The sequence below is a fragment of the Limnohabitans sp. 63ED37-2 genome (assembly GCF_001412535.1).
In the GTDB taxonomy this organism is placed as follows: domain Bacteria; phylum Pseudomonadota; class Gammaproteobacteria; order Burkholderiales; family Burkholderiaceae_C; genus Limnohabitans_A.
The window spans coordinates 354,914-373,806 of record NZ_CP011774.1; the positions used below are offsets into that span (position 1 = coordinate 354,914).

19 protein-coding genes are annotated in these 18,893 nt (G+C 59.3%); 14 read left to right on the forward strand and 5 right to left on the reverse strand.

All coding sequences use genetic code 11. From position 1 onward, the window contains the following. Positions 1–130: 130 nt before the first annotated feature. Positions 131–1,018 carry a 23S rRNA (adenine(2030)-N(6))-methyltransferase RlmJ gene (locus tag L63ED372_RS01655; protein WP_062402411.1) on the reverse strand — a complete coding sequence of 296 codons (888 nt, stop codon included), beginning with the start codon at positions 1,016–1,018 and terminating at the stop codon, positions 131–133. Positions 1,019–1,215: 197 nt separating this feature from the next. On the opposite strand from L63ED372_RS01655, the gene rplM reads away from it, so the two are divergent. From rplM to erpA, 3 genes are all read left to right on the forward strand, one after another. Continuing rightward, positions 1,216–1,647, forward strand: a complete 432-nt coding sequence (gene rplM / locus L63ED372_RS01660; RefSeq protein WP_053172306.1) for a 50S ribosomal protein L13 — start codon at positions 1,216–1,218, stop codon at positions 1,645–1,647. Between the two features lie 11 nt (positions 1,648–1,658). Beyond that, positions 1,659–2,051 carry a 30S ribosomal protein S9 gene (gene rpsI, locus L63ED372_RS01665; protein WP_019426472.1) on the forward strand — a complete coding sequence of 131 codons (393 nt, stop codon included), beginning with the start codon at positions 1,659–1,661 and terminating at the stop codon, positions 2,049–2,051. A 168-nt stretch (positions 2,052–2,219) separates the two neighbouring features. Then, positions 2,220–2,585: an iron-sulfur cluster insertion protein ErpA gene (erpA, locus tag L63ED372_RS01670; protein WP_062402414.1), complete on the forward strand. Its 366-nt coding sequence runs from the start codon at positions 2,220–2,222 to the stop codon at positions 2,583–2,585. Between the two features lie 35 nt (positions 2,586–2,620). Here the strand turns inward: erpA and L63ED372_RS01675 are convergent, their stop codons facing one another. Both L63ED372_RS01675 and L63ED372_RS01680 read right to left on the reverse strand, forming a co-directional pair. Continuing rightward, positions 2,621–3,760: an anhydro-N-acetylmuramic acid kinase gene (locus L63ED372_RS01675; RefSeq protein ID WP_062402417.1), complete on the reverse strand. Its 1,140-nt coding sequence runs from the start codon at positions 3,758–3,760 to the stop codon at positions 2,621–2,623. A 74-nt stretch (positions 3,761–3,834) separates the two neighbouring features. Then, a complete protein-coding gene (locus L63ED372_RS01680; protein ID WP_062402420.1) occupies positions 3,835–5,301 on the reverse strand; it encodes a M23 family metallopeptidase in 1,467 nt (488 codons plus the stop codon). 142 nt (positions 5,302–5,443) lie between these two features. On the opposite strand from L63ED372_RS01680, the gene tyrS reads away from it, so the two are divergent. From tyrS to dbpA, 4 genes are all read left to right on the forward strand, one after another. Beyond that, positions 5,444–6,676 carry a tyrosine--tRNA ligase gene (tyrS, locus tag L63ED372_RS01685; protein WP_062402423.1) on the forward strand — a complete coding sequence of 411 codons (1,233 nt, stop codon included), beginning with the start codon at positions 5,444–5,446 and terminating at the stop codon, positions 6,674–6,676. 49 nt (positions 6,677–6,725) lie between these two features. Next, entirely contained in the window at positions 6,726–7,652 is a 927-nt protein-coding gene (locus L63ED372_RS01690; protein WP_062402426.1) for a cation diffusion facilitator family transporter, read from the forward strand. After that, the gene (dtd, locus tag L63ED372_RS01695; RefSeq protein ID WP_062402430.1) at positions 7,649–8,092 is read left to right on the forward strand and encodes a D-aminoacyl-tRNA deacylase; all 444 of its coding nucleotides are present in this window, start codon (positions 7,649–7,651) and stop codon (positions 8,090–8,092) included. Before L63ED372_RS01690 ends, dtd begins: the two co-directional genes overlap by 4 nt. An 88-nt stretch (positions 8,093–8,180) precedes the next feature. After that, positions 8,181–9,590: an ATP-dependent RNA helicase DbpA gene (gene dbpA / locus L63ED372_RS01700; RefSeq protein WP_062402434.1), complete on the forward strand. Its 1,410-nt coding sequence runs from the start codon at positions 8,181–8,183 to the stop codon at positions 9,588–9,590. A 368-nt stretch (positions 9,591–9,958) separates the two neighbouring features. On the opposite strand, the gene ybeY is transcribed toward dbpA, so the two are convergent. Next, positions 9,959–10,414, reverse strand: a complete 456-nt coding sequence (gene ybeY, locus L63ED372_RS01705; RefSeq protein WP_062407510.1) for an rRNA maturation RNase YbeY — start codon at positions 10,412–10,414, stop codon at positions 9,959–9,961. 17 nt (positions 10,415–10,431) lie between these two features. Next, positions 10,432–11,412, reverse strand: coding sequence for a PhoH family protein (locus L63ED372_RS01710; protein ID WP_062402437.1), 981 nt, complete (start codon positions 11,410–11,412; stop codon positions 10,432–10,434). 94 nt (positions 11,413–11,506) lie between these two features. Between L63ED372_RS01710 and ruvA the strand changes: the two genes are divergently transcribed. The 7 genes from ruvA to L63ED372_RS01745 all read left to right on the forward strand — a co-directional run bounded on the left by ruvA (position 11,507) and on the right by L63ED372_RS01745 (position 18,666). Further along, positions 11,507–12,082, forward strand: a complete 576-nt coding sequence (ruvA, locus tag L63ED372_RS01715; protein WP_062402441.1) for a Holliday junction branch migration protein RuvA — start codon at positions 11,507–11,509, stop codon at positions 12,080–12,082. A 14-nt stretch (positions 12,083–12,096) separates the two neighbouring features. Beyond that, complete coding sequence (gene ruvB, locus L63ED372_RS01720; protein ID WP_062402445.1) at positions 12,097–13,149, forward strand: Holliday junction branch migration DNA helicase RuvB; 1,053 nt, start codon at positions 12,097–12,099, stop codon at positions 13,147–13,149. Between the two features lie 81 nt (positions 13,150–13,230). After that, entirely contained in the window at positions 13,231–14,175 is a 945-nt protein-coding gene (locus tag L63ED372_RS01725) for a LysR family transcriptional regulator (protein ID WP_062402448.1), read from the forward strand. 305 nt (positions 14,176–14,480) lie between these two features. Next, positions 14,481–15,509 (forward strand): amino acid ABC transporter substrate-binding protein, encoded by a 1,029-nt coding sequence (locus L63ED372_RS01730; RefSeq protein ID WP_062402451.1) that lies wholly within the window; start codon positions 14,481–14,483, stop codon positions 15,507–15,509. A gap of 83 nt (positions 15,510–15,592) precedes the next feature. Further along, entirely contained in the window at positions 15,593–16,792 is a 1,200-nt protein-coding gene (locus L63ED372_RS01735) for an amino acid ABC transporter permease (RefSeq protein WP_231624529.1), read from the forward strand. A 1-nt stretch (position 16,793) separates the two neighbouring features. Next, positions 16,794–17,897, forward strand: a complete 1,104-nt coding sequence (locus tag L63ED372_RS01740) for an amino acid ABC transporter permease (protein WP_231624530.1) — start codon at positions 16,794–16,796, stop codon at positions 17,895–17,897. A gap of 13 nt (positions 17,898–17,910) precedes the next feature. Then, positions 17,911–18,666, forward strand: a complete 756-nt coding sequence (locus L63ED372_RS01745; RefSeq protein ID WP_062402454.1) for an amino acid ABC transporter ATP-binding protein — start codon at positions 17,911–17,913, stop codon at positions 18,664–18,666. Positions 18,667–18,893 lie beyond the last annotated feature (227 nt).

Below are 18,893 nucleotides of genomic sequence, written 5' to 3' on the forward strand. Positions count from 1 at the left end.
CAGTATAACCATTAACCGACCGTTCGGTCGGTTAATTTCAGTGCTTGGCGCTCAGGTATTTCCCTGATGAGACCAGTGTGTGACATGAATCGCCGAACTCAAAGCGGTGTCACACAAAGCTTCTTGTGTTTCAGGAGGATTCAACCGCCCAGTTTTTGCCAGAGCCACGCGCCAAGGCCGGCCCCACCACGTCCAGCGCCTTGCGGATCTGGTCCTTCAGGGTAAAGGGTGGGTTGATGACAAACATGCCGCTGGCCACCAGGCCGCCTTCGTCGCCGGGGCCCCGACCGATCGCCAAGGTGGCGTTGAGCCAGGGCTTTTGTGACTGGTTGGCCAAGGTGCGCAGGCGTTTGGGCAGATCATGCGCTTCGGGGCGGGGGATGATGGGGTACCAGACCAGGTAAGTGCCTGTGGAGAAGCGCTTGAGGTATTCCTGAATCACGTTGGCCACTTTGGCGTAGTCGGATTTGATCTCGTAGCTGGGGTCGATCAACACCATGGCACGCTTGGAGCCCGTGGCCGAGGGCGGGGGCGGCAGGATCTTTTTGAGCGCCTCAAAACCGTCTTCGCGGCTCACCGTGACCGTGCGTCCGGCTTCGAGCTGCGCGATGTTGGACATCAAGGCTTTGCTGTCGGTGGGGTGCAATTCGAACAAGCGCAAGCGGTCGCGGGATTCGTGGCGCATCAGCCTTTGCATCAAAAAGGGCGAGCCGGGGTAAATCTTGGCTTGCCCGTTGGGGTTGAAGCTGGCGATTTGTTCCAGGTAGTCCTGCACGGGCTCAGGCAGGGTGTCGAGCTTCTCTGCCGCCTCTAATAGCTTGAAGAGACCGTCTTCAGCTTCAGCCCCTTTTTGGGAGTAATCGCCATCGAGCCGATACAAACCGGCCCCGGCGTGGGTATCAATGAGGGTGATGCCAGCCTCTTTTTGCATGAGGTGGCGCATGGTGGCGAGCAAGGTGATGTGTTTGAGCACATCGGCATGGTTGCCCGCGTGAAAAGCGTGTCGGTAACTGAACATGCCTTGATGGTAACCAATAACTTCTGCAAGTCCTTGATTTTTCGTATAATAGAGGGCTTCGCAGCGATTCAGTGGTCCCGCGGCGAAGACGCCAGCAGCCGCAAGGCATTGGCAAATTCCCACCTAAGAGGCTCCCAAAAGAGGAGCACCGACCGTGGAAAAGGACCCGCCAAACCTTTCTTTTAAAGAGAAAACTCATGACAACAACTTTCAGCGCCAAACCCGCTGAGGTCGTGCACGAGTGGTTTGTGATTGACGCGACCGACAAGGTCCTCGGACGAGTAGCCAGCGAAGTTGCTCTCCGTTTGCGCGGCAAACACAAGGCCATTTACACGCCTCACGTAGACACCGGTGACTTCATCGTCATCATCAATGCTGCCCAGCTCAAAGTGACTGGCACTAAAACACTCGACAAAGTGTATTACCGTCACTCGGGCTACCCCGGCGGCATCACTGCCACCAACTTCCGCGACATGCAAGCCAAACACCCTGGCCGCGCACTCGAGAAGGCTGTCAAGGGCATGCTGCCCAAGGGCCCACTCGGTTACGCCATGATCAAGAAACTCAAGGTGTATGGCGGCGCAGAGCATCCACACACCGCCCAACAGCCTAAAGTGCTGGACATCTAAGGAGCCTTGAGATGATTGGTGAATGGAACAATGGCACAGGCCGTCGCAAATCCAGCGTCGCCCGCGTGTTTCTGAAAAAAGGCACTGGCAAGATCACGGTCAATGGCAAGGACATCCAAGCCTACTTCGGCCGCGAGACTTCGATCATGATCGCCAAGCAACCCCTCATGTTGACCAACCATGCCGAAACTTTCGACATCATGATCAACGTTCACGGTGGTGGCGAATCCGGTCAAGCCGGCGCATCGCGCCACGGCATCACCCGCGCCCTGATTGACTACGACGCTTCGCTCAAGCCTGTGCTGAGCCAAGCTGGTTTTGTCACCCGTGACGCCCGTGAAGTGGAACGTAAAAAGGTCGGCTTGCACTCTGCTCGCCGCCGCAAGCAGTTCTCCAAGCGTTAATCCGCTTTTTCTGCTTCATCAAAAAGCCGCACCGGTTCGCCGAGGCGGCTTTTTGTTTGGGCGCATGGGGATTGCAAAGCCCATGAGCCCAGTAGCGTTACTGCGGCAGACAGCCGGTAATTCCCGACCAGCGCGCTATACTATTTAGCATTGAACCGGAGAAACACCATGAGCGCTCTTGCTGAAAATATCCAGACCGAAATGCCCGAACCGATTGTCTTCACCGACAGCGCGGCCGCCAAAGTGGCCGACCTCATCGCCGAAGAGGGTAACCCTGATTTGAAGCTGCGTGTGTTTGTGCAAGGCGGCGGCTGCTCAGGCTTCCAGTACGGCTTCACCTTCGACGAGATCACCAACGAAGACGACACCACCATGAGCAAGAATGGCGTGTCTTTGTTGATCGACGCCATGAGTTACCAGTACCTGATTGGTGCCGAGATTGACTACAAAGAAGATTTGCAGGGTGCTCAGTTCGTCATCAAGAACCCCAACGCTACATCGACTTGCGGCTGTGGCTCTTCTTTCTCGACCTGATTGGCGAGAATGGGGCCAGCTGCGCTGGCTCAACTTCAGCGGGGGTAAATGGCCCCCAATATACGGGCGCCTTGGGCGCCCGTGACGCTTGGCAAACTGGATGTTTCGCGCCGTACGTTTTTGAAAGCCAGCCAAGCAAAAGCGGCGGCCTCCACTTGCAGCGGTGGCAGACCCAAGGCCTCACTGTTCAAAACCGATATGCCTGGCAGGTGTGCTGCTAGCTGGCGCATCAATTCGCCATTTAAGGCACCTCCACCGCAGACGACCAGTTCACTGGCTTCAGGCGCATGGCGCAAGAGGTCCTTGCTGCAGGCCAAGGCCGTGAAGGTGCAGAGGGTGGCTTGCACATCGGCAGGCTGGAGGTCGTCCAACAAGGCGAGGTGTTCCTGGAGCCAAGCCGGGTTGAACAAATCCCGTCCGGTGCTCTTGGGTGGAGGTTTGTGCAAAAAGGGGTCGCTGGCCAGGCTGCGCAGCAAGGCGGGTTGCAACTGACCCGTCATGGCCCAATTCCCATCTCGGTCGAACGCTTGCCCGGTGTGGCGGGCACACCAGAAATCCATCAGCGCATTACCCGGGCCGCAATCCCAGCCCAGCACCGAGCCATCGGCCTTGAGCACGCTCAAGTTGGCAATGCCGCCGATGTTCAGCACGGCCACGCAACGACCCGGCTGTGCAAAAACACCTTGGTGAAAAGCAGGCACCAGCGGGGCGCCTTGTCCCCCGGCAGCCAGGTCGCGATTTCGGAAATCGGCCACCACGTCGATGTGGGTCAATTCGGCCAGCAAAGCGGGATTGATGAGTTGCAGGGTGTAGCCCACTGCGGCCCGATGGCGTGCCTCATCCGCATCAAATTCAAGCGGGCGGTGGCGCACGGTTTGGCCATGTGCACCTATGGCCTTGATTTGAGAGGCCTGAAGTCCTGTCTTTTGGAGCAAAGCAGCCACCACCTCGGCGTAATGGCGGGCGATTTGATTGCCAGCCAAGGCACTGCGGTGCAATTCGTCGGGACCGCTCGAATTGAGAGACAGCAATTCGCTGCGGAAAGCCGCTTCGAAGGCCACAAAATCGTGCGCCAGGACGGTCAAATGACCCGTTTCGTCGAGTTGAGCAAGCACACCATCGGCACCATCCAAGGAAGTGCCGGACATGAGACCGATGAAATAAAAGGGCGGCATGGAGAACACCACGGTGGGGCCCTAAGCGCTGGTGGTGTCACAACAGGCTGGTGCAAGCCCGGTGTCCCAGCAGCTTATTGGCTGTTGACTTCCCGCATTTGAGCGGCAGCTTGCAGCTGTGATTGGGCTTGATTCACCATGGCCTTGAATCTGGCCATGGATGCGGTTGGGATGGGCCCGCTTTGAGCCTGCTGGATGATTTTTTGCGGGTCGACGTGCACACCATTCACACGGAATTCAAAATGCAGATGAGGTCCGGTGGACCAGCCTGTGGAGCCCACAGCGCCGATGACCTGCCCTTTTTGTACAGTTTGGCCAGTCCGGACTTGAATCCGGCTCAAGTGGGCATACAGGGTGGAGTGGCCATTGCCGTGGCGGATTTCGACCACATTGCCGTAGCCGCCTTGACGACCAGCAAAAGTGACCACGCCATCACCCACCGTCATGGCGGGTGTGCCTGTTGGGGCGGCATAGTCCACACCACGGTGCGCTTGCATGGTGTTGAAAATGGGGTGAAGCCGCATGGCAAAACCACTCGACTGCCGAGAAAAAGTCAGAGGCGACGCCAGGTAGGAGCGGCTCAGGCTTTTGCCATCCATGTCGTAGTAGTTGCCCTTTTGTCCTGGCTCCTGAAACCAAACCGCATCGTATTGCTGGTTGTCATTGTGAAATTCGGCGCTGAGCACGCGGCCCGTCCGCAAGGGCTCACCATCGGCTTCGAGCACTTCGTAAACCACAGAAAAACGAGCGCCTTTGCGCAAGGTACGGTGGAAGTCGATCTGATTTGAAAAAATTTGGGTCAGCTGGTGAATCACCGGATCGGGCAATCTGGCCTCATCGGCGGCATCGTAAAGCGACCGGGTGACCGTGCCGCCCGTCATGCGGATACTGGTGTTCATGGGCGAGGTTTCAAGCGCAGCTTGGAAACCTTGGCCAGAGCGCTCAACGCGCAGGCGCTGGAAGAAGGTGTCGTTTTCGTTCTTGAGCCAGCGCACGCTCAGAGAAAGAAGAGACTGCTGACCAGTGACTTCGGCAGAGACTGCGCGGCCGCCTTGTTGCAGAGCCTGACGGGCCAAAGGGTGCTTGCGCAAAAAAGCAGCAGCTTCGGCATCGACCAACCCCAATCGGCGCAACAACGCTTCGGGGGTGTCGGCGGGGCGGGTTTGGTCAGAACGGGTCAGGTTGACTTGGAACTGGTCGAGCAACTCGGCTTGAGCTTCGAGTTGAGCGATCTCGACAGGCACCGTGATGTTGACCACGGGTTGATCGGCGATGTCTGGCCCCAAATTGGCCACCGCAAAAGCGCCGCCACCGCCCACCAGTAAGACGCTGGCCAAGCTGGCAACGATGGTTTTGGGATAACGTTTGAGCCACCCTTGAAAAACCAGACTGGCTTGGTTGAGTTGGGGGTGGTAGCCATCTAGCCAAGCCAGCAGCTTTTGCGTGGCGATCAAAACCGCACCCAGTACGGCTGTGCCAATGAACAAAATGTTCAGCAGCAAAGCCGTCAATCGAGATTGGATGGTGGACAGAATGGGCATGAAAAAGAAGATAAGGGCGAAATTCAGCCCAATCGATGATCTAAGGGATCGCCAAGCGAGTTATGCGCGCACTTAAAATGCACGACAAACTACTGGCGCTATTGTAACGACCTACCCCGCCTTCAACACAGAAAAAACCCTTATGAATCAATCCCTTGTTACAAAATATCCTGTCAACGATCGTGTCTTGAATGCTTTGGATGTGACTTTGAGAGGGTGTGAGGAACTGATTCCTCAAGAAGATTGGCTGCAAAAGCTGGCCAAATCGGAGGCCACAGGCGTGCCCCTGCGCATCAAATTGGGTTTGGACCCGACTGCGCCCGACATCCACATTGGCCACACCGTAGTGCTCAACAAGATGCGACAGTTGCAGGACTTGGGCCATCAGGTCATCTTTCTGATCGGTGACTTCACCAGCCTGATTGGCGACCCGTCTGGTCGCAACAGCACCCGCCCACCCCTCACGCCCGAGCAGATCAAGGCAAACGCCGAGACCTATTACAAACAAGCCAGTCTGGTGCTGGACCCCAGCAAAACAGAGATCCGCTACAACAGTGAGTGGTCGCTACCCTTGGGGTCCATGGGCATGATCCAGCTGGCTGCCAAGTACACCGTGGCCCGCATGATGGAGCGCAACGACTTCCATGACCGTTTCAAAGCTGGCACACCGATTTCGGTGCACGAGTTCCTGTACCCGCTGATGCAGGGCTACGACTCGGTCGCGCTCAAGAGCGACCTGGAGCTGGGCGGCACCGACCAAAAGTTCAATTTGTTGATGGGCCGTCACTTGCAGGCCGAATACGGCCAAGAGCCCCAGTGCATCTTGACCATGCCGCTGCTCGAAGGCCTGGACGGGGTGGACAAGATGTCCAAGTCCAAGAACAACTACATCGGCATCAGCGAAGAGCCCAACACCATGTTCGCCAAGGTGCTGAGCATTTCGGACACCTTGATGTGGCGCTGGTACACGCTGCTGTCCTTCAAGTCGATGGCCGAGATCGAGGCGCTGAAAAAGGAAGTCGAAGGCGGTCGCAACCCCAAAGACGCCAAGGTCATGCTGGCCAAGGAAATCACCGCCCGTTTCCACAGCGCAGCGGCGGCCGATGCGGCCGAGCAGGATTTCATCAACCGCAGCAAGGGCGGTGTGCCTGACGACATCCCTGAGGTGTCCTTGTCGGGTGCGCCCATGGGCATTGGAGCTTTGCTCAAGTCGGCGGGCTTGGCCCCTTCGACCACCGAGGCCGGGCGCCTGGTTGATGGGGGCGGCGTGCGCGTGGACTCCAGCGTGGTCAGCGACAAGGGCCTGAAACTCGAAGCAGGCACTTACGTGGTGCAGGTGGGCAAACGCAAATTTGCCAAGGTCACCTTGTCTTGACAGGGGGCTGGCGCACGGACAGTGCCTACAGAGGGGGTATGCTGAATCCATGAAAAGATTCGATGCTTGGATGACGCCGACCCGCATGCTGTGGGCTTCGGTGGTGGTGGCGCTGGTGACCATCGCGCTCAAGACCGGGGCCTGGTGGCTGACCGATTCGGTCGGTTTGTTGTCGGACGCGATGGAGTCGCTGGTCAACCTGGCCAGCGCGGTGTTCGGTTTGATGATGGTGACGGTTGCGGCACGCCCTGCCGACGACGACCATCCCTACGGCCACCACAAGGCCGAGTATTTTTCTTCCGGTTTTGAAGGCATTCTGATCCTGGTGGCCGCTTTGGGCATCATTTGGGTGGCGGCTCATCGCTTGTTCGATCCGCAGCCCATCGAGCAGGTTGGCTGGGGCTTGGCCTTGTCGGTGGGCAGCTCGGCGCTGAACGGTTTTCTGGCCTGGCTCATGTTTCGCGCCGCCCGGCAGCACCGCTCGCTGGCGCTCGAAGCCGATGCCCGGCACTTGGTGACCGATGTTTGGACATCGGCAGGCGTGGTGGTGGGCATTGCCCTGGTCAGTATCACGGGCTGGCTGTGGCTGGATGCCGTGGTGGCGATTGGGGTGGCCTTGAATATTCTGAAAGAAGGCTGGAGCCTGGTTTGGCGCTCCTCGCAGGGCCTGATGGACGAGGCGCTGGAGCCTGAGGTGCTGTCCGATGTGCAGCGGGTGCTCGATGGCTTTGCCCACCAGCGCGGCGAGACCGAAATCATCCGTTTTGACCACCTGAACACCCGCAAAGCTGGGCAACGCCGTTTTGTGGACGTGCACATGCACATGCCCGCCAGCTGGACGCTGGGCCGGGCCGCCGCCTTGCGTGCCAGTGTGGAGCAGGCGTTGATGAGCGAGGTGCCCGGCTTGCGGGCCACCATCCAGCTTTTGCCCAGCGATGTGGAAGCGCACTTTGACGATGCGAGGGACTTGAAATGATCGCGGTGTTGCAAAGGGTGAGTGAAGCCAGTGTGCGTGTGGATGGGGCGGTGATCGGCCAGATTGACGCGGGCTTGCTGGTGCTGCTGTGCGCCGAAAAAGGTGACACCGAAGCGTTAGCCGACAAAATGCTGGCCAAGATGCTCAAACTGCGCATCTTCAGCGACGAGGCGGGCAAGATGAACCGGAGCGTGCAGGACGTGCGTGGTGGTTTGCTGGTGGTTAGCCAATTCACCTTGGCCGCCGATGTCGCAGGGGGCAACCGTCCGAGCTTCACGCAGGCAGCGGCGCCCGAAGACGGTCGGCGCTTGTATGAGCATTTTGTGGCGCAGGCCCGAGCCGCGCACCCGATCGTGCAGACGGGCCAGTTTGCGGCCGACATGAAGGTGTCGCTGGTCAATGACGGGCCCATCACCATTCCGATGCGCATGAGAGCTTGAGCATTGGAAGGCAGTGTTGGTGCGACCAACTTGACGGTGGCCTTCAGCGCAAAGGCCATTCCCGACCCCCGCCACCGATAATCGGTGCATGACTGCCCAAAACCAAGACGCGACATCGACTCGCTTTGACCAGCTTGCGCTGGCCCCTGCCACCCTTCAAAACCTCGAACAACTGGGCTACACCCAGATGACGCCCATCCAGGCAGCCAGCTTGCCGCTGACCTTGACTGGGCAAGATTTGATTGCCCAAGCCAGCACGGGCAGCGGCAAAACGGCCGCCTTCGGCCTGCCATTGATCGAGCGCCTGCAAACCGCAGGCTCGCCCAGCGCCGCCATCCAGGCCGTGGTTTTGTGTCCCACCCGCGAGCTGGCCGACCAGGTCACACAAGAAATCAGGCGCCTCGCCCGTGCCCGCCAGAACGTGAAAGTCGTCACTTTGTGCGGTGGTGTGGCCCTGCGCGGCCAGACACTGAGTTTGGAGCATGGCGCCGATGTGGTGGTGGGTACACCCGGTCGTATCCTGGACCACCTGGAGCGGGGCTCGCTGAGTCTGGCGGGTGTGAACACGCTGGTGCTGGACGAAGCCGACCGCATGCTGGACATGGGCTTTTTTGACGACATCGCCAAGGTGGTGCGCCAGTGCGCCAAAGACCGCCAGACACTGCTTTTCTCTGCCACTTACCCCGAGGGCATCGCCAAGTTGGCCGCGCAGTTCATGCGCGCACCGCAGACTGTGAAAGTGCAGGCGCAGCACAGCGCCCACAAAATTCGTCAGGTGTTTTATGAAGTGAATGAGAACCAGCGCTTGGATGCGGTGTCCAAACTGCTGGCCCATTTCCGCCCGGAGCGGACGCTCGCGTTTTGCAACACCAAACAGCAGTGCCGCGATCTGGTGGCGGTGCTGCAGGCACAGGGCTACAGCGCTCTGGCCTTGTTTGGTGAATTGGAGCAGCGCGAGCGCGACCAAGTGTTGGTGCAGTTTGCCAACCGCAGCTGCTCGGTGCTGGTGGCCACCGATGTGGCCTCGCGCGGACTGGATGTGGAGGGGCTTGAAGCCGTGATCAACGTGGACGTGACGCCCGACCCTGAGATTCATATTCACCGCATTGGCCGCACGGGCCGGGGTGACGCCGAAGGCTTGGCGCTGACGCTGGCGAGCATGGACGAGATGGGCGCAGTCGGCAAGATCGAGGTGATGCAGGGCCGCGAATCCCACTGGGCCCCTTTGGCCGATCTGGTGCCCGCTGCGGGTGGCCCTTTGAAGCCGCCCATGCGCACCTTGCAAATTGTGGGGGGTCGCAAAGAGAAGATTCGCGCGGGCGACGTGATGGGTGCGCTGGCTGGGGAGTGTGGCTTGACCCGTGAGCAGGTGGGCAAGATCAATGTGAACGAGTTCTCCACCTATGTGGCGGTGCAGGCGGAATTGGCCAAAAAGGTGGAGTCACAGTTGTCACACGGCAAGATCAAGGGCAAGAGTGTGAAGGTTCGCTTGCTCTGAGGTTTTTGCCTTTTTTGTGGCCGCGTTTGCCTTTCGCCTTTTTCTTGGGCGGTGTGTGAGGGGATGCAGCGGGTTCCTCATAACGGGGTACCGTAAATCGTCACCCGCCGCATCCCCTCACACACCTGAGTGGTCTGTTTGGCGAGAAACGTGCAGTCAACGAGAGGTATTCTGTTCCAGGCCACGACTGCCTCGTGCGACCTACCGTGAACAGTCAGCGGGTTTGAAAACCGCACCACGGCCTCGAATGGGGTGGGGCCGGGTGACGATTTACGGTACCCCGTTATGAGGAACCCGGCACCACCCCATTCGGGGCCTCCCAGCGCAAGCGTTACGAGACCTTCCCGAAAAACAGGGAGCCAGAGAACTTAAACGTAGGGGTTCTTCAACCCCAGCCCCGCCAAAATGGCCACCTCATAGGCCTCCATCTCCTCGGCATCGGCGGTACTGGTCTCATGGTCCCAGCCTTGCGCGTGCAAAGTGCCGTGCACCAGCAAATGCGCGTAATGCGCCGCCAGCGTCTTGCCTTGCTCCTTGGCCTCTCGCGCCACCACCGGGGCGCACAACACCAGATCGGCCATCACCACAGGTTCTTGTTCGTAATCAAAGGTCAGCACATTGGTGGCGTAGTCTTTTTTGCGGTAACTGTGGTTCAACGCACGGCCTTCTTCTTCGCCCACGATGCGCACCGTGATTTCGGCGTCATCCGCCAGCGCATGGCGAATGGCGCGGATGACCGCGTGACGGGGCAGGGCGGCGCGGTGGCGGGCTGCATAGGGGATGTCGCCAAATTGCAGGGACAGGTGGAGTTGTTTCAGGGCCATGGGGATCTGTTGGAAATTCAATCGTCGGTGGGCAAAGGCTTGCGGCGGGTCGTGATGCCCGCCCGCATGGCAGCGCTGCCTTGTGCGTCGTAAGCGTCCACGATGCGGGCCACCAGCGGGTGGCGCACCACATCGGCACTTGAAAAACGTGTGAAGGCAATGCCCTTGATGCGCTTGAGCACCCGCTCGGCGTCGATCAGGCCGGAGAGCTGGCCCTTGGGCAAATCGATCTGACTCACATCGCCCGTGACCACGGCTTTGGCGCCAAAGCCGATGCGGGTCAAAAACATCTTCATCTGCTCGGTGCTGGTGTTTTGCGCCTCGTCCAAAATCACAAACGCGTTGTTCAGCGTGCGCCCGCGCATAAAAGCCAGCGGCGCGATTTCGATCGCGTTGCGCTCAAAGGCTTTTTGGACCTTGTCATAGCCCATCAGGTCGTACAGCGCGTCGTAGAGCGGGCGCAAATACGGATCGACTTTTTGTGACAAGTCGCCCGGCAAAAAGCCCAAACGCTCGCCCGCCTCCACAGCCGGGCGCGTCAGCACAATGCGCTGCACACTGGCGCGTTCGAGTGCGTCGACCGCACAAGCCACGGCCAGGTAGGTCTTGCCCGTGCCCGCTGGGCCGATGCCGAAGGTGATGTCGTGTGTGGCGATGCTCTCCAAGTACGCGGCCTGCACCGGGGTGCGGGCCTTCAGGTCGGCGCGGCGGGTTTGCAAAGCGGGCAGGTCGGCCTCTTCACCGCCGCTGTCGCCCACCAGCATGAGTTGCACCATGTCGGGCGCAATCGGGCGGTCGGCGCGTTCGTAGATGGCCTGCAAAATCTCCATCGCCCGCAGGGCCACGGCCTTGGGGCCGTCCACCTTGAACTGTTCATGGCGGTGCGCAATGCTCACTTGCAAACCGGCTTCAATGGTGCGCAGGTGCGCATCCATGGGGCCGCACAGGTGCGACAGGCGGGTGTTGTTGTGCGGCGTGAAGGTGTGTCTGACGATCAAGTGGATAATCCTGTTCGTTGTGGTTTCGACCGGTTTTAGCTGGCCGTAGAGCCCTGATTTTCCTCTATACCGTGCAACCCAAGGGCTTCCCTCCATGATTGGCAAACTCACAGGCATCCTGAGCGACAAGAACCCTCCCGAGGTGGTGGTGGACTGCCACGGCGTGGGCTACGAAGTCAATGTGCCGATGAGCACCTTTTACAACTTGCCTGCCACGGGTGAAAAAGTCACGCTGGTCACGCACTTTGTGGTGCGCGAAGACGCACAAATCTTGTACGGCTTTGCCACTTTGAGCGAGCGCGAAGCCTTTCGTCAATTGATCAAGATCTCCGGTGTTGGCCCCCGAACGGCTCTGAGTGTCTTGTCGGGCATGAGCGTGACCGATTTGGCGCAGGCCATCACCACACAAGAAGTCGGGCGTTTGGTCAAGGTGCCCGGCATCGGCAAAAAAACCGCCGAGCGCCTGCTGCTGGAACTCAAGGGCAAGCTGGGTGGCGATTTGGGCGGCTTGTTTGCCGTGAACACCCCCGATGCGCAAAGCGACATCCAGCAAGCTTTGCTGGCGCTGGGCTACAGCGACAAGGAAGCGGCCGCCGCCCTCAAGAGCCTGCCCGCGGATGTGGGTGTGAGTGAAGGCATCAAATTGGCGCTCAAAGCCCTGAACAAATAAAGACCCCCCGAGCCATGAGCATCCGCACCGACGACTTTGCACCGCAGCCCGAACCCCGGGTGATTTCAGCGGCGCCCGTGTCCCACCAAGAAGAGGCCATTGAACGCGCACTGCGCCCCAAGCTGCTGGACGAATACGTTGGGCAGGTGAAGGTGCGCGAGCAACTGGAGATTTTCATCAGCGCCGCCAAAATGCGCGAGGAGCCGCTGGACCATGTGCTGCTGTTTGGCCCGCCGGGTTTGGGCAAGACCACGCTGAGTCACATCATCGCGGCCGAGCTGGGTGTGAACCTGCGCCAGACCAGTGGCCCGGTTCTGGAAAAACCCAAGGACCTGGCAGCGCTGCTCACCAACTTGGAGCGCAACGATGTGCTCTTCATTGACGAGATTCATCGCCTCTCGCCCGTGGTCGAAGAAATTTTGTACCCAGCGCTCGAGGACTACCAGATCGACATCATGATCGGCGAGGGCCCTGCGGCCCGCAGCATCAAGCTGGACTTGCAGCCCTTCACCCTGGTGGGGGCGACCACCCGTGCGGGCATGCTCACCAACCCGCTGCGAGACCGCTTTGGCATCGTGTCGCGCCTGGAGTTCTACACCCCCGAAGAGCTCACCCGCATCGTCACCCGCAGCAGCGGTTTGCTCAAGGCACCAATTGACCCCGAGGGTTCGTTTGAGATTGCCCGCCGTTCACGCGGCACACCGCGCATCGCCAACCGTTTGCTGCGCCGGGTGCGGGACTTTGCCGACGTCAAGGGCGATGGCACCATCCACAAAGGCATCGCCCAACAAGCCCTGACCATGCTCGATGTGGATCCCGAAGGCTTTGATCTGATGGACCGCAAACTCCTTGAAGCCGTGATCCACCGTTTTGACGGTGGCCCGGTCGGTTTGGACAACATCGCAGCCAGCATTGGCGAAGAGCGCGACACCATCGAAGACGTGATCGAGCCGTATCTGATTCAGCAAGGGTTTTTGCAGCGCACGCCACGCGGGCGCATGGCCACGCTGGCGGCATTCAGGCACTTGGGTGTGACACCGCCCAAATCCTTTGGAGACAGATTCTGATGCGGTTTTCACCTTCGGTTCGCTGGCAGCATTGAACTGGCCTGAGGGCTGAGGGCTGAGGGCTGAACGGATAATGCGCTGATGGAAACCAAATGGCTTGAAGATTTTGTGAGTTTGGCCGAAACGCGCAGTTTCAGCCGCTCTGCGCAACTGCGCCATGTGACGCAACCGGCTTTTTCCCGGCGGATTCAGTCGTTGGAGGCCTGGGCTGGTGCCGATCTGGTCGATCGCAGCTCCTACCCGACTCGGCTCACCCCTGCGGGCGAGACCTTGTACGCCCAGGCGCTCGAGATGCTGCAGTCATTGCAGAACACCCGGGCCATGCTGCGTGGTCACAATGCGGCGGGCCAGGATGTCATTCAGTTTGCCGTGCCGCACACCTTGGCATTCACGTTCTTCCCCCCATGGGTGGCCAGCTTGCGTGAGACCTTTGGGCCGATGAAAAGCCGACTCATGGCGCTGAACGTGCACGACGCGGCCATGCGCTTGGTGGAAGGGGGCTGCGACGTGTTGATCGCTTACCACCACCCCTCGCAGCCCCTGCAAATTGACCCCGAGCGTTACGACATGGTGGTGTTGGGGCATGAGGTGATTGCCCCCTATGTCCAAAGCATGCCCGATGGACGGGCGCTGTTCAGCTTGCCTGGTCATGCCTCACGGCCATTGCCTTATCTGGGTTACGCCCCTGGGGCCTATTTGGGCGGTGTGACCGACTGGATTTTGAAGCAGGCGGGTGTGCCGGTGCACCTGGACCGGGTCTACGAGACCGACATGGCCGAGGGTTTGAAGGTGATGGCCCTCGAAGGCCATGGCATCGCATTCTTGCCGCGCAGTGCGGTCAAAAAAGAAATCCAGGCCGGCACTTTGGTCGAGGTGGGCTTGCCCGATGGGCAGACCCTGGCGCTGAGCATGGAGGTGCGGGCTTACCGCGAAAAAACAGGGGCCAAACCTGGTTTCAACAGCTCAGCCCACCAGCTGTGGCTGCATTTGACCCAGAGCACTTCTGCGGTGCATTCCTCCCGTTGAAGGGGCACCCCGCTGAATTTGTCAGGGCATGTATCGGTCTATGCAATTTTTGCATGGTTTTTGGGGGTACTCCCTGATAGGGACTGACTACAAACTGACTATATTCAGCATGCGCAGGCGTGTGGGCACATTTTGTGCTGAAACAAAAGAGAAGCTGATGGCCTGCACCACGGTGGTGTATTTGTCAACATTGACCCCGCTAAAGACCTTTCCTAGGGAAGCTCCTAGGCGGTTGCTTGTTGGATTTGGCATTTAATATCTGGGTGGCAATTTGCTACTCATCATTTCAAAAGAGGATTCAAACCATGAAGAAAATGACACAAACCTTGATCGGCTCCGTGCTGGCCACGGCAGGCTTGCTGGCGGCCACATCCGCCATGGCGGGCAAAACATTGGATCAGATCAAGCAGCGCGGCCAAATCGTCTGCGGTGTCAACACCGGTCTGGCCGGTTTTTCGGCTGCTGATTCCAGCGGCAACTGGTCGGGTCTGGACGTGGACCATTGCCGTGCCTTGGCCGCAGCTGTTTTGAGCGATGCGACCAAAGTCAAATACGTGCCCCTGACTGCACAGCAGCGCTTCACCGCCCTGCAGTCTGGCGAAGTGGATGTGCTGTCCCGCAACACCACCAACACTTTGAACCGCGATGGTTCCTTGGGCCTGCACTTCATTGGTGCCAACTACTACGACGGCCAAGGTTTCATGGTGCCCAAAGGCAAGATCACCAGCGCCAAGCAACTCAAGGGCGCCACCGTGTGTGTGCAGTCCGGCACCACCACCGAGAAGAACCTGACCGACTTCTCCCGCGCCAACAAGCTCAACTTGAAGCCAGTGGTGTTTGAAAAAGTCGAAGCCGCCACCGGCGCTTATTTCTCTGGCCGTTGCCAGGCTTACACCACCGACGCATCGGGCCTGGCCTCTGTGCGTGCCAAGGAGGCAAAAGACCCAGCAGCTCACCTGATCTTGCCCGACCTGATCTCCAAAGAGCCTCTGGGCCCCATGGTGCGCCGTGGTGATGACGAGTGGTTTGCCATCAACAAATGGGTGTTGGCTGGCCTGATCGAAGCCGAAGAGTACGGCATCACCCAAGCCAACGTGGACCAGATGAAAACCAGCGACAACCCTCAAGTGGGCCGTTTGCTGGGTGCTACCGAAGACCTGGGCAAGCACTTGGGCCTGGACAAAGAGTGGTTGGCCCGCGCCATCAAGACCACCGGTAACTACGGTGAAATGTTCGAGCGCAACGTCGGCCCTAAGACCTCCATCAACCTGCCACGTGGCTTGAATAACCAGTGGAACAAAGGCGGCCTGATGTACGCCGCACCGCTGCGTTGATCGCCTGCCTTTTTTGAAGGTTCTGAATACGCCCCGTCATGGGGCGTATTTTTTACCATCCCGTCATTTTTCAGGCAGTCCCCATGTCCCACTTTTCCATGATCGAAGCCAGGCCATTGCCTGGCAAGAAAAGCCGATCGATTTCGTGGCGCAGCCGCGAAGGGCGCTCGGTCATCTACCAGATCGTCGCCATCTTGTCGGCCTTGGCCCTGGTGGCCTTGTTGGTGCGCAACACGCTGACCAACATGCGCCTGCGCGGCATCCAGAGCGGCTACGACTTTTTGTTTCAGCCGTTTGGCTTTGACATCAGCGAAACGGTGATCGAATACGCGCACAACAGCTCCTACTTTGTGGCCTTTGCCATCGGCATGCTCAACACGCTCAAAGTGGCCGTGATCGGCATTGTGTTGGCCACCGTGCTGGGTGTGCTGGTGGGTGTGGGGCGGTTTTCGGCCAACTTCTTGGTGCGCAAAATCTGCTACGCCTATGTTGAATTTTTCCGCAACGTGCCGGTTTATTTGCAGTTGCTGATCTGGTATCTCGTCTTCACCGAGATGCTGCCCGACCTGGACCAGGCTTGGCAGGCGGGCCATTTCTTCTTGAGCAAAAACGGGGTCTCATTTCCTTGGCCGGTGTGGCAGCTGGGCCAGACCTTGGCCCTGATCGGGGTGGTCTTGGGCCTTGTCTTTGCCATGGTTTATCGCCGCATGGCGCGGGCGCATTTTGACCGTACAGGCCACACCCGTCCGGTGTGGGCGGTGTCCCTGGCAGTGACGCTGGCGCTGGCTGTGCTCGGCTGGTTGGTCGGTGGCGCCCCCAATGAATGGGACTTGCCCAAAAAGGGTGACTTCCAGATCGAAGACGGCGGCGCATTCAGCCCCGAATTCATGGCCCTGCTGTGTGGCTTGGTGTTTTACACCGCGTCTTTCATCGCGGAAGTCGTGCGCTCGGGCATCGCCTCGGTGTCACTGGGCCAGCACGAGGCCTCGGCTTCTTTGGGCCTTAGCAAAAGCCAGTCCATGCGTTTGGTGGTGCTGCCGCAGGCTTTGCGTGTGATCATCCCGCCGCTCACCAGTCAGTACCTGAACCTGACCAAGAACTCTTCTTTGGCCGTGGCCATTGGCTACCCTGAACTGGTGTCGATCGCCAACACCACGCTCAACCAGACGGGCCGTGCCATTGAAGCGCTGTCGATTGTCATGCTGGTCTACCTCACCTTGTCTCTTCTCACCTCGGCCCTCATGAACTGGTTCAATGCCAGTGCCGCCATCCAGGAGCGCTGACATGACCACTGTTTTCAAATCCACCGAAGCACGGCCCATGCCCGGGCGCAGCACAGGCCCCGTGGCCTGGTTGCGCGCCAATTTGTTTTCCAGCCTGGGCAACAGCCTGATGTCGCTGGCCCTGCTGGCCGTGTGCCTGTGGGCCCTGGTCTCCTCGCTCGACTGGGCCGTACTACAAGCTGTCTTTGGCAGCAACTTGCAAGCCTGTAACGATGCGCGTGGCGCTGGGGCCTGCTGGGGCGTGATCTCCGAAAAAGGCCGCCTGATCGTGATGGGCCGTTACCCAGAAATTGAGCACTGGCGTCCCGTGATCGCCACCGCCTTGATGCTGGGTGTGGTGGTCATCAGCTGCATGCCGCGTTTTTGGAACAAGGCACTGCCGCTGATCTGGGCCGTGATGTTGGCCGTGTATTTCGTGCTGATGAAGGGTGGTTTTTTCGGCCTGACCGAGGTCGACACCGACCAATGGGGTGGTTTGCCGCTGACGGTGATGCTGACAGTGATCTCCATGACGCTGGCCTTTCCGCTGGCCATCTTCGTGGCGCTGGGCCGTCGCTCCAACATGCCCGCCATCAGAACCCTCTGCACTCTGTATGTGGAGTTGGTGCGCGGCGTGCCGCTGATCACCGTGTTGTTCATGGCCTCGTTCATGCTGCCGTTGTTCATGCCCGAGGGTGTGAAGATCGACGTGCTGGTGCGTGTGGTGGTGGGCATCACACTGTTTTCGGGCGCCTACATGGCCGAGGTGATTCGCGGCGGTCTGCAGGCTTTGCCCAAAGGTCAGACCGAAGCGGCCGCCACCTTGGGCCTGAGCTACTGGCAGACCCAGCGCATGATCGTTTTGCCCCAAGCCTTGGCCACCGTGGTGCCATCCATCATGAACACCTTCATCGGCTTGTTCAAAGACACCTCGCTGGTCACCATCGTGTCGCTCTATGAGCTCACAGGTGCTTTGGGTCTCGCGCTCAACTCGGACGCCGACTGGCGCCCCTTCAAGATCGAAGCTTACCTTTTCATCACCTTCATTTATTTCGCGTTCTGCTTTGCCATGTCGCGCTACAGCCTGTGGATCGAAGAGCGCACGGCCGTGAGCAAAGTCCGCTGAACGAAAGATTCTTATGACCTCCAACGCTACCCCCCTCATCGAGTTCAAAGGCGTGAACAAGTGGTACGCCAGCAATGGCTACCACGTGTTGCGCGATGTGAACCTGCAATTTGCCAAAGGCGAAAAAGTCGTCATCTGCGGCCCCTCGGGCTCGGGCAAATCCACGCTGATCCGCTGCATCAACGCCCTGGAGGAATACCAGGAAGGCACACTCACGGTGGATGGCACCGTGTTGGGTGACGACCTCAAAGGCATTGACAAAGTGCGCCGTGAAGTCGGCATGGTGTTCCAGCAGTTCAACCTGTTCCCGCATCTGACGGTGATGGAAAACCTGATCTTGTCGCCCACTTGGGTGGCCAAAATGCCGCGCAAGGAAGCCATCGACAAAGCCATGGTGCAACTGGAGCGTGTGCGCATTGCCGAGCACGCCAACAAGTACCCCCTGCAGTTGTCCGGCGGCCAGCAGCAGCGCGTGGCCATTGCCCGTGCGCTGTGCTTGACGCCCAAGATCATGCTGTTCGATGAGCCCACTTCGGCCCTCGACCCTGAGATGATCAAGGAAGTGCTGGACGTGATGATCGAGCTGACCAGCCAGGGCATGACCATGCTGTGTGTGACGCATGAGATGGGCTTTGCCAAGGCCGTGGCCGACCGAGTGATCTTCATGGACCAAGGCCAGGTGGTGGAACAAGCCCCGCCTCAGCAGTTCTTTGACGCGCCGCAGACCGACCGGGCACAGGACTTCTTGTCCAAGATCCTCGGGCATTGAGAGGGTTCTTTTGAGCGCCCTTGGCCGGGTTTGCGCCCGGCGGAGCACTCACTTTCTTTGCTTCGCCAAAGAAAGTAAGCCAAGAAAGGCGAGCCGCAGTCAGGGCCCTTCGGGTTCCTCGCGCTGCTCGCATCGGGCGGGGTCGGGTGCAAACTCGCTTCGCTCAAACAAGCACCCGCCCTGATTCGCCCGCTGCTGCGCTGCTCAGCCCTGCCTGAACGGCATGA